This is a genomic window from Oceanisphaera psychrotolerans (assembly GCF_001870485.1).
Lineage (GTDB): Bacteria > Pseudomonadota > Gammaproteobacteria > Enterobacterales > Aeromonadaceae > Oceanimonas > Oceanimonas psychrotolerans.
In genome coordinates this window covers 146,768-160,723 of the sequence record NZ_MDKE01000022.1, presented here as the reverse complement: position 1 = coordinate 160,723, position 13,956 = coordinate 146,768, and the positions used below count along the sequence as shown (strand labels likewise).

Genomic DNA, 13,956 nt, shown 5'->3' with positions numbered 1-13,956 from the left:
CGCCTTCAGATCAGAAGTCCTTGCACAGGCGCAGGGCGTCATAGATGGCGGCATGGGTGTTGCGCTGAGACACGCAGTCACCGATACGGAACAGCAGGTATCCCTGGCCATCGTGAGACAGGCTCGGCTGAGGCTTGGCCGCATACAGGGCTTCCAGATCGATCTGGCCCTTGTTGACGGAATCGGCCTTCAGCTCGTAGTAGAGCCGCTCGTCGGGGCGAACACCGTTCTCCACCACGATCTGGTCCACTACCCGCTCTTCCTTCTGGCCGGTGTACTCGTTTTCCAGTACCGCCACCAGCTTGTCCCCTTCCCGGTACACGTTGTGCAGCGCCATGTCGGACGTCATGATCACTTCACGCTCGTACAGCGAACGGTAATAAGTGGGGAAAGTGGTACCGCCGATGGCCGCCCCCGGTTTGATGTCGTCGGTAACCATCTCCACCAGGCTGCCCTTGGACGCCAGGTAATCGGCCACCGACATGCCGCTGAATTCACAGATGGTGTCGTACACCAGCACGTTCTTGCCCGGCTCGACCTTGCCCGACAGGATATCCCAGCTGCTGTTCACCAGCCCCTCTGCTGCACCCCATTCCGGGTTCTGCTCGATGAAGGGCTGACCGCCGACGGCCAGGATCACCACGTCCGGATTCTCCGCCATCATCGCCGGCATGTCGGCGGCGGTGCTCAGGCGCAGATCCACCTTGAGGCGCGCCAGCTCCAGGGCGTACCAGCGGGTGATACCGGCAATCTGATCGCGCTGGGGCGCTTTCGCCGCCAGGGTGATCTGGCCACCCAGCTCGGGGGCCTTCTCGAACAGCACCACGTCATGGCCGCGCTCGGCACAGACCCGGGCCGCTTCCATGCCGGCGGGGCCGCCACCCACCACCACCACCTTGCGTTTGATGCCGGTGGTGGGCTCGATAATATGAGGCATGGTGGACTCGCGGGAGGTGGCCGCGTTCTGGATGCAGAGCACATCCAGGCCCTGGTACTGACGGTCGATACAGTAGTTGGCACCCACGCACTGCTTGATTTGATCCACCTGGCCCAGCTTGATCTTGGCAATCAGGTGCGGGTCGGCCATGTGCGCCCGGGTCATGCCCACGAAGTCGACATAGCCGCCCTCGAGGATGCGCTGGGCCTGGTTGGGATCCTTGATGTTCTGGGCATGGATCACCGGCACCGTCACCACTTCCTTGATGCCCGCCGCCAGGTGCAGGAAGGGCTCGGGCGGATAGCTCATGTTGGGGATGACGTTGGCCAGGGTGTTGTGGGTGTCGCAGCCGGAGCCGATGACACCGAAGAAGTCCACCATGCCGGTGTCGTCGTAATACTTGGCGATCTGCTTCATGTCGTCGTGGCTGAGGCCGTCCGGGTGGAATTCGTCACCACAGATACGCATGCCCACCACGAAGTCGGGGCCGACTTCGGCACGCACCGCCTTGAGCACTTCCAGGCCGAAGCGCATGCGATTTTCGAAGCTGCCGCCCCACTCGTCGGTACGCTTGTTGACCCGCGGGCTCCAGAACTGATCGATAAGGTGCTGGTGCACGGCAGACAGTTCAACACCGTCCAGTCCGCCTTCCTTGGCGCGACGGGCCGCCTGGGCATAGTCGCCGATGATGCGCTGGATTTCTTCCGGCTCGATCACCTTGCAGGTGGCACGGTGCACCGGCTCGCGGATGCCGCTCGGGCTGACCAGGGTGCTCCAGTTGAAACCGTCCCAGCGGGAGCGGCGCCCCATGTGGGTGATCTGAATCATGATCTTGGCGCCGTGCTTGTGCATGGCATCGGCCAGATTCTGGAAATGGGGAATGATGCGGTCGGTGCTCAGGTTGACCGAGCTCCACCACTGCTGGGGACTGTCGATGGACACCACGCTGGAACCACCGCAGATGGCCAGGCCGAGACCGCCTTTGGCCTTTTCTTCGTAATACTTGACGTAACGTTCTGTGGTCATGCCGCCGTCGGTGGCATACACCTCGGCATGGGCCGTGCTCACCACCCGGTTACGATGGTGAGTTTGTTGATATTCATGGGTTGAAACAAGGCGTCGAACTGTCCCATCCTGGATCCCTCTGCTAGCTTGCCTGGCGGCCGGTAACCGGCCCGCCGATTTCTGATTAAGGTGCTGCCACCTTGAGTCTTTACCCCGGTGCAGGAGGGTCGGCATGCCGACGCTCTCCTGCACCTTGCACCTGCGGCGGTGCGCCTTACAGCGGGCTGACCTCGAACAGGCCGTAATCACAGCCTGTCTGGGCGCCGCTCTGGGTCTGACGGGCAACGGTGCGCACCGCCAATCCCTGGCTTTCGGCAATCTGGTCTACCGCGCCGGCAAACCAGCCGGTGAACATGTAATCCACCATGCGATCCACCTTGCCGTACTGATAGACGAAGGCGGAATGATCCAGACGCACCTTGGCGGTACCGGCGGCGATATCCAGGTTTTCGATGGTGAACAGGCCCCAGCCACGCTGAGACAAACGCTTCATGTAGTGTTCGAATACCGCATCACCGCTGATACCGTGACACTCGGCTTCTTTCTCGCACCAGTGCCAGGCAGACTTGTAGCCGGCCTTGTACAGGATTTCGGCATAACGCTCCGGGCCCAGTTCCTCTTCGATCGCCATGTGGTTGTTGACGAAAAAGTGGCGCGGCACATACAGCATGGGCAGCGCGTCTGTGGTCCAGACGCCGGTTTCACTGTTCACTTCGATCGGCATTTCGGGTGCATGTACTGACATTGTGATTCTCCTTGTTCTTCCTTGTAATGGCTTATTCGCCCCAGACATCCTTGAGCACACGCATCCAGTTGCCGCCCATTACTTTTTCCACCTGACGCGGTGAGAAACCATGGCGCAGCAGCGCTTCGGTCAGGTTGGGGAAGTCACCGATGGTACGGATACCCTCGGGGTTGATGATTTCGCCGAAACGGGTCAGGCGACGGGCATAGCCCTTGTCGTGGGTCAGCCACTCGAAGAAGTTCTGGTCATGACCCTGGGTAAAGTCGGTACCGATGCCGATGGCGTCTTCACCGACCAGCTCCATCACGTAGGCGATGGCCTCGACATAATCGTCAATGGTGGAATTGATGCCGTTTTTCAGGAAGGGCGCGAACATGGTCACGCCGACGAAACCGCCGTGATCGGCGATGAAGCGCAGCTCTTCGTCGGACTTGTTGCGCGGGTGATCCTTCAGCCCGGCCGGCAGGCAGTGGGAGTAGCACACCGGCTTCTTGGACTCGAGGATCACTTCCTTCGAGGTCTGGGCGCCGACGTGGGACAGGTCGCACATGATACCGACCCGGTTCATTTCGGCCACCACTTCACGGCCAAAGCCGGACAGGCCGCCGTCACGCTCGTAACAGCCGGTGCCCACCAGGTTCTGGGTGTTGTAGGCCATCTGCACTATGCCCACCCCCAGTTGCTTGAAGATTTCCACATAACCCAGCTGATCTTCGAAGGCATGGGCATTCTGGAAACCGAGGATCACGCCGGTACGACCTTCTTCCTTGGCTTTGAGAATGTCGGCGGTGGTGCGTACCGGCCGGATCAGGTCGGCGTGCTCCTGGAAATGACGGTTGAAGGCGGCGATGTTGTTGACGGTGCCCTGAAAGCCTTCCCATACCGACACGGTACAGTTGGCGGCGGTGAGTCCGCCCCGGCGCATGTCTTCAAACAGCTCCTTTCCCCAGTTGGCGATGATCAGACCGTCGATAACGACCGATTGATTATGTAGTTCAGCAGCACTTTGCATGGCCAGGCCTTCCTTGAATAAATGTGGCAGGTGGCATCGAGACCACCGGATTCAAGGGCAGTCTAGCCCGCGGCCATGCCCGCCCGCTGGCTGAAAACGACGACCACATAGCCAAAAACGTCACTGTTGCCACCGGCCGCCGAAAAGGGCCACGTCGGCCCTGCCGCGGCCGCCCGCAGCAGGGGGCTGTCACACCTTGTCACAAACTGTTACCCCTTGTTGCCAAAGCGCGCCGGCCCGACATAACCTGGCCACAAAGGCCCCGGATAATGGCCCCGTAGATTCAGCCCATCCCAAGGAAAAAAATGAAAACAAATATCAAGATCATGTTGTGGAGTGCCCTGGTACTGGCGGCACCGTTGCAGGCGGCGGAACACGACAAGAAACAGGAACATAAGCACGAACAGCGTCAGAAGATGGAAGACATGTCGCCTGAGCAGTTCAGGAAGCACCTGGAGCATGGCTATGAGCGCGCATCCGACAAGAAGGAACGCAAGGAGCTTCTGAAGCGACTGGAAGAGCGCAAGTCGAAGATGTCCGACGCCCACCGCAAAGTGGCGGAGCGCTTCCTGGCCAAACACAAATAAGTCCGGCAAGCCGGAAAACAACAAGCCCCGCATCGCGGGGCTTGTTGTTTTCGAAGACAGGAGATTACAGACCAACCGAGCCGAATGTAGGCTCCTTTCGAGCCGATTCCAGCTGAATGTTCAAGGTCAGGCCGGGCATGACCGGCACATTATCCGCCGCCTGGGAAACAAGACAGCCGATACGATCGTCCCGAGCCGGCACGCCAAAATATTCCCGATAACTCTTGCTGAAATGAGAATTGGAAACAAAACCGCAAGCGGCGGCAACATCGATGATGGAATAAGAAGTCTGGCGTAGCAGCTGCCGGGCCCGCTTCAACCGCAGATTGAGGTAATAACGGGAGGGAGAGCATTTGACATATTGCTGGAACAGGCGTTCGACCTGACGCCGTGACAGCCCCACATAACAGGCCAGCTCATCCAGAGAGATTGGATCTTCCAGATTGGCTTCCATCAGCGCCACCACCTCGGCCAGCCTGGGCTGGGTAGTCCCCACCATATGACGCAGCGGCACCCGCTGTTCTTCCCGCTCCTCGCGAATACGTTCACACAGAAACATGTCGCAGATGGCGGTACTCAGTGTACTGGAATGTTCCTTTTCGATCAGGTGTAACATCATGTCCATGGGCACGGTACCGCCACTGCTGGTCAGCCGGTCCCGGTCGATGCAATAGAGTGCGCTGCTGGTTTCGAGATGCGGAAAAGCCTCGCTGAAGGCCGCCATATATTCCCAGTGCAGGGTACAGCGATAACCATCAAGCACGCCGGCGTCGGCCAGCAGGTAGCTCCCGGTACAAACGGCACCCAGCTCGACCCGATGCCTGGCCAGTTTTCTCAGCCATTTATTCAGCTCGCGACTACGGGTCCTGGCCACATCGACACCGCCACAAAGGATCATTATGTCGAGGTGGCCGCAGTCCTGAATGCTGTGATCCGGCGTCACCAACAGGTGATCGCTGGCCCGCACCGGCGAGCCGGTTTCGGTGAGCATCACCCATTCGTAGAGAGACTGGCCCGAGAGCTGGTTGGCCATGCGCAGGGGTTCGATGGCCGACGCCAGGGAAATCATGGTGAAGTTGTCCACCAGTAAAAAACCAATACGGTGAGTCTGGTTCATCATTGCCTCCTGAAGCTATCGTCATCGATATAAAACGGCAGAGCAAGTCGGTCGAACTTGCAAAAAAGTCCTGTCTTGAAAATAAAAAAGACCGTGACAACCGGCTGAATCAGCCAGGTACCTTCACGGTCAAACAACAATGACCTAACTTACCCTCTCAATTTTTTATTGGAACTTTCTTCAATCAATTTAACGATGGAAAGGTGTGGCACATCAGGACCATAACTTTCGGTTGCCACTTGATAGGTTTCATAAACCTTGTTGGCCAGAGGCAAATCCACATTCAAATGCTCACCCAGCCCGGCGATCAATCGCATATCCTTGGTTGCCAGGCCCAATGCGAAAGAGGGGTCATAGCTGCCATCAAGCACCTTGGTATATACCTGTCAACCACATAACTCTGGGCACAACTGTTCTGCAACACTTCGTGCAGCGTTTTCAAGTCCAGATCCGCCTTTGCACCCAGCATCAGGGCTTCACCTATCCCCTGGGCCACCAGATAATTCAGATGAAGCTGAACCAGCTTGGTGACATAACCAGCACCTGACGGCCCCATACGCACCGCCTTTTTGGTAAAGGAAGCCAACAGAGGCTTGAAGTCTTCCAGTATGCCTTCCTCAATGCCCAGCAACATGGTCAATGTGCCGGCAGCTGCGCCTTCGGAACCGCCAGTTATAGGAGCATCAACCAGTGTCAGGTATGCTGGTGCCGCCTCACGCACCTTTTCCCACTCAGCCAGCTCGTTGGTACTGGTTTCAAACCAGACAGTGCCTTCCTGAACGTTGGCCAGAATGCCTTCTTCTCCAAACGCCACCTGAATAACCTGTTTTGAGCTTGGCAGTGAGGTAAATATCACATCGCAGCTTTGGGCAATGTCCTTTATTGTTGCTGCTTTCTCCGCACCCTTGGCAACAAACTTTTCGACAACGGTGGCATTAATATCAAAAACTTTCAGGCTGTTTTCCGACCGCTGGCAATAATGCAGAATATTGTCCGCCATGCCCGAGCCCATGTTGCCCAAACCAATAAATCCAATTTTCATCATTTACTCCTTTAAACAGAATACCGTTGGATTGTAGAGTGCTCAATAACCGCGAACCGGGTCGAAAACAGGAGAGGGAGCCTCTCCCGCCATCACCTTTTTGATATTGTCAGACATCAGTCTGGCAGCGGAATGCGGATAATTGATTCCCGCCACATGCGGGGTGACAAACACCCTTGGATGAGACCAGAATGGGTGGTCGGCCGGCAGCGGCTCGGTGCGAAAGGTATCCAGCGCCGCGGCCGACAGGTGTCCACTATCCAGGGCAGCCAGCAGATCCTCATCAACGATGATGGCGCCCCGGCTGATATTGATAACACAGGCGCCCGCCGGCAACATGGCCAGATGTTGCTCATCAAGCAGGTTTTCCGTCGCCGGTGTCAGTGGCAGTACATTGACCAGAATATCGGTATTTTCCAGGAAGGATTGCAACTCTTCATCACCGTTAAAGAACCTGATCCCTTCAAGGCTGACCGGATCCCGCCCCCAGCCTGTGACACTGAACCCCAGATCCCGCACCATTTTGGCAGCGACTGCCCCCATGGCGCCCATTCCCAGGAAACCGACACGTCTTTGCCCGGGCTCACGCAAAGGATATTTCTGCCAGCTGGCCGCTTTTTGCCCTTCCAGATAGCGGTAATAATCCCGATGAAAATGCAGCACCCAATGAACCACATGCTGCGCCATATCCTGTACCACCAGCTCATCGACCAAGCGCACGATGGGAACATGCCGGGGAAATTCGGGATCGCGGGTAATATGTTCGACACCGGCACCGAACGACAGGATCGCCTTGAGATTGGAATACCGCTGCAAGTCACCGATGGGATGCATCCATAGGGCGGCAAACTCAATCTCCTCTGGCTCACCGACCTCGGGAAATATTCGAATATCCATGTCTGGCAAGTGCTTGCCAAATTCCTGACGCCAGACGTCGGCGTTTGCGCCTTCATAGCTGATGAGTAATGCCATGCTTGTATCCCTAAACGTTTACAGCCTGTTGCCGATCGAAGTCATCCACCCTGCCTGGCCGTCATGTCTTGTTGGCCCCACAGTACAGGCCAACTCAGCGCATCAGATGTTGCTCGATAAAGTCATAATCAAAGGTGAAACCGAGTCCCGGCGCCTGGGGCATCGGGATCTTCCCATCAACCAGCACCATTTTTTCCTTGTAAAGCGGCGAGAACCAGGAAACATGCTCGACCGAGATACAGTTGGCGGCAGAACCTGCAATGCTGAGACTTTGCTCGGTAAAGATATGGGTAGACACCGGTATGTGATAGCTGGAAGCCAGTGCCGCCGACTTTCTGAACTCGCTTAGCCCACCGATGCGTTGCAGATCCGGCATCAGAATATCGACCGCCCGGGCATCCAAAATGTTTTTCATGCCGTACCGGGTGTAGTCGGTTTCTCCGCTTGCCACCGGAATATTGCTCGCTTCCAGAATACGGGCGTGGCCCTCCAGATCGTTGGCCGATACCGGCTCTTCAAACCAACCGATATTGTACTTCTCGATTTGCCCTGCGAGACGTATCGCCTGCCTTGGTGTCAAAGCCTGGTTGGCATCGGTCAGGATCTCGATATCATCGCCCAGCGCTTCTCTCAGAGCCGCGACCCGGGCCACATCTTCTGCCGGATTTTCCTTGCCCAGGCGCAGCTTGACCGAGCGGAACCCCTGGCGCACAAAGTCCTGGGCTTCGTCGACCAGCTCATCGATACTCGACGAGAGCCAGAGACCGCTGCTGGCATAGGCCTTGACACTGTCACGGCAGCCACCGAACAGCTGATAAAGCGGGAGTTGTGCTTTTTTCCCGACCAGATCCCACAAGGCGGTATCTATCGCCGAGATGGCCGACACAGCAATACCCTGCTGACCAACAGGATTGATATCCGCCCACATGTTTTCCCAGATCCGCTCGGCATAGAGCGGGTTCTGACCAAGCACATGCGGGATCAGGCTCTTGATCATGCCCTCGAATACCCCCAGCCGCGCCTTGTTCAGTGCAAAAATATAGTTCTCGCCCACCAGGCCACACTCGGTTTCTATCGAAACCAGCACACAACCAACCGTATCGGTGCGATGGATCGCCGTTATCATCGGCTTCTCCAGCGGGATCTCGACCTTCAGGGTCCTGATGTTTACAATTTTCACTAAGCACCTGCCATCAATCAGAAATAATTACGTAATAACGACACTCTCACCGTCCGCGGTTGAGCGCCGCCACCACATCGGCCTTGTCGAGATAACCCACCAGGGCATTTGATTCATCCATCACCGGAATCGACGATGTATTGCTTATCAGCTGCGGCAGTATTTCTTCCAGGGTCTGTTCTATCCGCACCGCATGAGTGGCATCAAATCGTCCCTGTCCGAATGATTCGGCTCCGCTGGCCATGGTCACCGCTGCTGAACGCATCAGGTGCCCAACGCGAATGGCCTTGGAGCGATTGACGCCACCGATAAACTCCTCAACATAGCCATTGGCAGGCCTCATCAGAATATCTGACGGTGTTCCCTCCTGGATCAGCTCGCCATCCTTGAGAATGGCGATGCGATCACCGATCTTGAGCGCCTCGTCCAGGTCATGGGTAATGAAGACAATGGTCTTGTTCAGTTGCTTCTGCAGCACCAGCAACTGGTCCTGCATTTCACTCTTGATAAGCGGATCCAGTGCGCTGAACGCCTCATCCATCAGCAGGATATCCGGATCATTGACCAGCGCCCGGGCCAGGCCGACCCGCTGCTGCATGCCACCGGAAAGCTGAGATGGATAATGAGACTCGACCCCGGCAAGCCCAACCTGTTCGAGCCAGTAACGGGCCTTTTTTTCACGTTCGGCTTTTGCCACTCCCTGAACCCTCAGGCCGAATGCGGCATTACTGAGCACCGTCTCGTGGGGTAACAACCCGAAGCGCTGGAACACCATGCTGATCTTGTTGCGCCGAAAGTCCTCGAGTTCCTTCTTGCCGAACTCAAGCACGTTTTTGCCGTCGACAATCACCTGTCCGCTGGTCGGGTCGATCAGGCGGTTAAAATGCCGAATCAGGGTCGACTTGCCGGAGCCGGACAGCCCCATAATCACATAGATATGACCAGCTTCAATTGACAGCGAAACATCATTCAGTCCCACTACATGCGATGTCTGTTCCAGTACTTCCTTCTTGCTGGCCCCGGCCTTGATCCTGTTCATCACATCCGCCGGGTTGGTTCCAAACACCTTATAGATATTCTTGATTTCTATTTGGTAGTTGCTGCTCATAATTACTTTCCCGTCAGATAGTTAACTATTGCTATGCAGATGGGCCTGGGCCCGCTTGCCATAGGCCTGAGTGATGCGATCGAACACCACAGCCAGAATGACGATGGCAATACCAGCCAACAGTCCGCGTCCAACCTCAAGCCGGGTGATGCCTTGCAATACCTGGTAACCCAGACCCTGTGCACCGATCATCGACGCCACCACAACCATCGCCAGTGCCATCATGGTGGCCTGGTTGATGCCGGCCATGATATTGGGCAGGGCCAGGGGGATCTGCACCCAGAACAGTTTCTGCATCTTGTTGGCACCGAAAGATTCAGTGGCTTCGATGATCTCGCTATCAACCATCCGAACCCCCAGATCGGTCAGTCGGATCAGCGGCGGAACCGCATAGATAACGGTAGCCAGCACTGCTGGAATCTTGCCTGGACCAAACAGCATGATAGCCGGGATCAGATAGACGAAACTGGGCATGGTCTGCATGATGTCGAGCACCGGCAACATGAACGCGCGGAACTTGTTCGACCAAGACATGAAAATACCGAGCGGAATACCAACCAGGATCGAGATGAGGGTACATACCAGCATCAGCGCCAGGGTGCGCATGCCGTCTTCCCACAAACCGAGAAATCCCATCAGCATCATGGCACCGGCCAGCCAGAGCACCAACGACAGTTTGCGCGAGCCGGCATAGGCCACGGCAGAGATAATGCCGATGACCAGCCACCAGGGGCTATTCAGCAAGGTGGACTCAAAAAAATTCAGCACTTGCAGGAAAGGGTTAAAAAACTGCTCGAGGAAGGTGGCCCACTCAATGACAAAGTTATCGACAAAGTCATCAATGGCGCCTCTAAACTCCCTGGGATCTATCAATTCCGGAAACATATTCGCGTTACCTCGCATGTTATCGGGTGCCGAGGCACCCTCTCTTCCAATGATTTATGTCAGTTGCTGGCGATGACTTTGTCAGCAACTGTCGGTGACACCCAGGGGGTCCAGACTTCCTGATAGTTTTCCAGGAAATGCTCGGCAATCTCCGAGGCTTCTGCGTTGTGTTCATCGCCCCAGGCCAGCAGGCTGTTGACCATGTCGGTTTCCAGACTCACCTTGGCAAGAAAATCATAGATAGAAGGAGCTTTTTCCTTGAGCTCTTTGGAAACGACGGTATTGACCTCGGCGTGAGGGAAGCCACCCGCCGTCGGATTGTCGCATTCGGCCTTGGCATTACAGGCATCCCGCTCTGGGTCATGGGGCGTCATCTCCAGCTGAACCATGTCATATTTGCCCAGCAGGGCAGTTGGTCCCCAGTAGAAGAAAAGGATGGGTTTCTTGCGCTTGTAACTGGAGCTGATAGCGGCATCGAGGGCGGCACTGGAGCCGGGAGAGAACAGATTGTAATGCTGATCCAGCCCGTATCCCTTCAACAGGTTCTTGCTCATGACTTCGCAGGCCCAGCCAGGAGGGCAGTTGTAGAAACGTCCCTTGTCCGGGTCATTCGGGTCATTGAACAGGTGGCTGTAACGGGCCAGATCCTTGACCGACTTGAGCTCCGGGTTCGCATCCACCACATACCTGGGCACCCACCAGGCGTCTACCCCACCCGATACATAGGTATCACCGGCAATGGTAATGGCGCCACTCTGCTCTCCCTCCTCCAGCACCTTGCGGACATTGCTGCTCCACATTTCTGGCGCAATATGAGGGAGCCCCTTTCTTACCATTGTGGTGGCCGTCGGGACCGTATCACCCGGGATCAGCTGGGTTTTACAACCAAATCCCTGCTCCAGTATTCTGGACTCGATATGGGCAATCGCAGAGGCTGAAGCCCAACTCATATCGGCGATCTTGATAACTTCATCCATTTCACAGGAAGCATGTACCGGCATGGCGCCTATGCCAGAAACAAGAGTAATCAGCGCACCCAGTTTCGTTATCTTTTCCATGACTCACCTCTCCAGGTTGTTATCCATATGTAAATACTTGCATCACTAGAGTCATATTAAGTCGGTTTTTATGATATTAAAAATTAAAGTTTGTTAGCCATAATTAAAATATTATTTATACCCAAACCCCCATAGAGAAAAACAAAAGATTAAGCGTAACCCACTGATAAAAAATAGAAAAAACACGTTAATGCGCCAGGAATTTGTTTAAACCATGAACAAACAGGGTCAATACTGGTGTATCTACTCTGGGGGAGAGAATAACCTAGTGGGACAATTTATTTTGTTTAAAGAAACAATACAAAGAGTACTGTGGAGACGGAAAGAGGAATACATCAAGGTGTGAGCAAACTGAAACACCGGGACTTTGTCCCGGCATTCACTGAGCGAATAACTTCAGTAACGGTAAGAAGGGTCTTTTTTATCCAGCAAACGCAACATCGCAGGCCACTCGTATTTACCAGCCGGAAAACTTTCATACTGCTTGCAGGCCTTCTCCCACAGAACCGGGGACGTTTTCACCAACGGCAGGCCGGTCGAGTAGGCCTGAAGCATGGTCTGACAGGCGCGTACCAGGTAGTACATGTTGATAAAGCACTCACCGGCGGTCTCACCCACCGTCAGGAAACCGTGATTGCGCATGATCATGCACTTGTTATTGCCCAGGTTGTCGGCCAGGCGCTGGCTCTCGTCAAGATCAACCGACAGGCCTTCCCAGTCGTGATAACTGATTTTGCCATACAGCATTGACGAATCCTGCACCAGGTGCACAACTTCCTCAATCGCCGTGGCCGCCAGCGCCGCCGGAGCATGGGAATGAAAAACAAACTTGGCATTGGGAATGCTGTTGTGAATTCCTTTATGAATCACAAAGCCTGCGGTATTCACATCGGGCGGACCGTCCAGCACATTACCATCCTGGTCTATCTTGATCAGGTTGGAGGCCGTGATTTCGGTGTTGTGCAGCCCAAAATGGTTCATCAGGAAGTTGTGACCGCCCCCCGGTACGCGCGCCGTAATATGGTTCCAGACGATATCGTCATAGCCATAATCATGAGCCAGGCGATGCATGGCGGCCAGATCAACCCTAACCTGCCACTCTTCCTTGGTATAACGCGCCGCAGATGACGCCGCTCCAGTAAATTCAGCCATTGCTATGCTCCATTCAAGCTGTGTGTATCGACATGTGCCGGGACACATTCATTCTCCGTATCGGTAGAGTAAAGCCCCTCTCTGGCTTCGTAAAATTAATACTTGTGGGCTTTTACTTAAAAATAATTTATACCGCCTGTTTGGTCGACAGGTTGTAAGCAATGGCCACTGTCACCACCTCAATTGACTCTACCAGGTGTTCTGTTTCAGAGCATATTGGAGATATGAGCTTCCAGTTCCTCGGCGAAGCAGTTGATGGCTTCACTGCTTTCTCCCGCACTGCGGTGCAGTTCAATCTCGATCATGCCGAGATCGGGCAAGGATGCAGGCATATCCAGTATTCGCCATTCAGTGGGCTTCACCAGAGATGCTGACATGGCTGACACCGCCAGGCCGTTGCTGATGGCAATATCAAAGCCAGTTACTCCCTGACATTCAAACGAGATATACCACTCCTTGCCATGTTGGTTGAGCACTTCAATCGCCCGACGCCGATAATCACAACCCTGTTCGTAAAGAGCCAGCGGGATGGGCGCATCACTATCAAGCACATAGTCATGGGACCCAACCCAGACCAGTTTTTCCTTACGGACTATGGTCCCGCCCGGTTCCTTCTGCGAACGCGTCACCAGGATCAGATCAAGGTCTCCTTTGTGCAGGCTTTGAAACAACTGGGAACTCGGCGCATTCTTGATCTGCAGCCGGATTTTTGGAAAACGTTGAATGAAATTCCTGAGCACATCCTGAATGAAGGTGCGGGCATATCCATCCGGCACGCCAAAGCGGACCACTCCCTCGAGCTCGTTTTCACTGATGGCATGGTAGGCTTCGTCCGCCAGTGAAAGAATCCGCCGTGCATAGGTCAGCAGGATCTCTCCCTCACGGGTCAGACTGATGCTGTTGTAAGTCCGGTTCAACAGTTGCTTTCCTGTTGACTCTTCAAGCTTCTTAAGCTGAATGCTAATCGCGGCCTGCGTGCGATGCAGCGATGCCGCCGCTCTGGAAATACTGCCGGCATCGACGATCGATACAAAAGTGACCAATAAATTAAAATCGAGCCGCTTCATTATTCACTCCTGCGGTACAAGCTTCGTCT

Annotated in this window: 11 protein-coding genes and 2 pseudogenes; 1 reads left to right on the top strand and 12 read right to left on the bottom strand. The window is 55.2% G+C overall.

Annotated features, from left to right (window positions below; translation table 11 throughout):
• Positions 1 to 10 precede the first annotated feature (10 nt).
• From dgcA to BFR47_RS09465, 3 genes and pseudogenes are all read right to left on the bottom strand, one after another.
• Positions 11 to 2,070: pseudogene (gene dgcA, locus BFR47_RS09475) on the bottom strand (dimethylglycine demethylation protein DgcA).
• A gap of 146 nt (positions 2,071 to 2,216) precedes the next feature.
• A complete protein-coding gene (locus tag BFR47_RS09470; RefSeq protein ID WP_071472836.1) occupies positions 2,217 to 2,747 on the bottom strand; it encodes a DUF5943 domain-containing protein in 531 nt (176 codons plus the stop codon).
• 31 nt (positions 2,748 to 2,778) lie between these two features.
• A complete protein-coding gene (locus BFR47_RS09465) occupies positions 2,779 to 3,759 on the bottom strand; it encodes a dipeptidase (RefSeq protein WP_071472835.1) in 981 nt (326 codons plus the stop codon).
• 305 nt (positions 3,760 to 4,064) lie between these two features.
• On the opposite strand from BFR47_RS09465, the gene BFR47_RS09460 reads away from it, so the two are divergent.
• Positions 4,065 to 4,346: a hypothetical protein gene (locus BFR47_RS09460; protein WP_071472834.1), complete on the top strand. Its 282-nt coding sequence runs from the start codon at positions 4,065 to 4,067 to the stop codon at positions 4,344 to 4,346.
• Between the two features lie 64 nt (positions 4,347 to 4,410).
• On the opposite strand, the gene gbdR is transcribed toward BFR47_RS09460, so the two are convergent.
• The 9 genes and pseudogenes from gbdR to BFR47_RS09415 form a co-directional block, all read right to left on the bottom strand.
• Positions 4,411 to 5,463, bottom strand: coding sequence for a choline metabolism transcriptional regulator GbdR (gene gbdR / locus BFR47_RS09455; RefSeq protein WP_071472833.1), 1,053 nt, complete (start codon positions 5,461 to 5,463; stop codon positions 4,411 to 4,413).
• A gap of 149 nt (positions 5,464 to 5,612) precedes the next feature.
• Positions 5,613 to 6,505, bottom strand: a pseudogene (locus tag BFR47_RS09450) (NAD(P)-dependent oxidoreductase).
• A 42-nt stretch (positions 6,506 to 6,547) separates the two neighbouring features.
• Complete coding sequence (locus BFR47_RS09445; RefSeq protein WP_071472832.1) at positions 6,548 to 7,477, bottom strand: 2-hydroxyacid dehydrogenase; 930 nt, start codon at positions 7,475 to 7,477, stop codon at positions 6,548 to 6,550.
• Positions 7,478 to 7,571: 94 nt separating this feature from the next.
• A complete protein-coding gene (locus BFR47_RS09440) occupies positions 7,572 to 8,657 on the bottom strand; it encodes a mandelate racemase/muconate lactonizing enzyme family protein (RefSeq protein WP_071472831.1) in 1,086 nt (361 codons plus the stop codon).
• 46 nt (positions 8,658 to 8,703) lie between these two features.
• Positions 8,704 to 9,765, bottom strand: coding sequence for a quaternary amine ABC transporter ATP-binding protein (locus BFR47_RS09435; RefSeq protein ID WP_083399075.1), 1,062 nt, complete (start codon positions 9,763 to 9,765; stop codon positions 8,704 to 8,706).
• A gap of 21 nt (positions 9,766 to 9,786) precedes the next feature.
• Entirely contained in the window at positions 9,787 to 10,650 is an 864-nt protein-coding gene (locus BFR47_RS09430) for an ABC transporter permease (RefSeq protein ID WP_071472830.1), read from the bottom strand.
• A gap of 59 nt (positions 10,651 to 10,709) precedes the next feature.
• Positions 10,710 to 11,708: an ABC transporter substrate-binding protein gene (locus BFR47_RS09425; RefSeq protein ID WP_083399074.1), complete on the bottom strand. Its 999-nt coding sequence runs from the start codon at positions 11,706 to 11,708 to the stop codon at positions 10,710 to 10,712.
• Positions 11,709 to 12,104: 396 nt separating this feature from the next.
• Positions 12,105 to 12,908: a class II aldolase/adducin family protein gene (locus BFR47_RS09420; RefSeq protein WP_217645507.1), complete on the bottom strand. Its 804-nt coding sequence runs from the start codon at positions 12,906 to 12,908 to the stop codon at positions 12,105 to 12,107.
• A gap of 158 nt (positions 12,909 to 13,066) precedes the next feature.
• Positions 13,067 to 13,927 (bottom strand): LysR substrate-binding domain-containing protein, encoded by an 861-nt coding sequence (locus tag BFR47_RS09415; RefSeq protein WP_071472828.1) that lies wholly within the window; start codon positions 13,925 to 13,927, stop codon positions 13,067 to 13,069.
• Positions 13,928 to 13,956: the final 29 nt, after the last annotated feature.

What these genes read in the sequence shown, in the direction of transcription:
- BFR47_RS09470 (WP_071472836.1), bottom strand. Translation starts at nt 2,747, where the DNA reads ATGTCAGTACATGCACCCGAAATGCCGATCGAAGTGAACAGTGAAACC.
- BFR47_RS09465 (WP_071472835.1), bottom strand. Translation starts at nt 3,759, where the DNA reads ATGCAAAGTGCTGCTGAACTACATAATCAATCGGTCGTTATCGACGGT.
- BFR47_RS09460 (WP_071472834.1), top strand. Translation starts at nt 4,065, where the DNA reads ATGAAAACAAATATCAAGATCATGTTGTGGAGTGCCCTGGTACTGGCG.
- gbdR (WP_071472833.1), bottom strand. Translation starts at nt 5,463, where the DNA reads ATGAACCAGACTCACCGTATTGGTTTTTTACTGGTGGACAACTTCACC.
- BFR47_RS09445 (WP_071472832.1), bottom strand. Translation starts at nt 7,477, where the DNA reads ATGGCATTACTCATCAGCTATGAAGGCGCAAACGCCGACGTCTGGCGT.
- BFR47_RS09435 (WP_083399075.1), bottom strand. Translation starts at nt 9,765, where the DNA reads ATGAGCAGCAACTACCAAATAGAAATCAAGAATATCTATAAGGTGTTT.
- BFR47_RS09430 (WP_071472830.1), bottom strand. Translation starts at nt 10,650, where the DNA reads ATGTTTCCGGAATTGATAGATCCCAGGGAGTTTAGAGGCGCCATTGAT.
- BFR47_RS09425 (WP_083399074.1), bottom strand. Translation starts at nt 11,708, where the DNA reads ATGGAAAAGATAACGAAACTGGGTGCGCTGATTACTCTTGTTTCTGGC.
- BFR47_RS09420 (WP_217645507.1), bottom strand. Translation starts at nt 12,908, where the DNA reads ATGTGTCCCGGCACATGTCGATACACACAGCTTGAATGGAGCATAGCA.
- BFR47_RS09415 (WP_071472828.1), bottom strand. Translation starts at nt 13,927, where the DNA reads ATGAAGCGGCTCGATTTTAATTTATTGGTCACTTTTGTATCGATCGTC.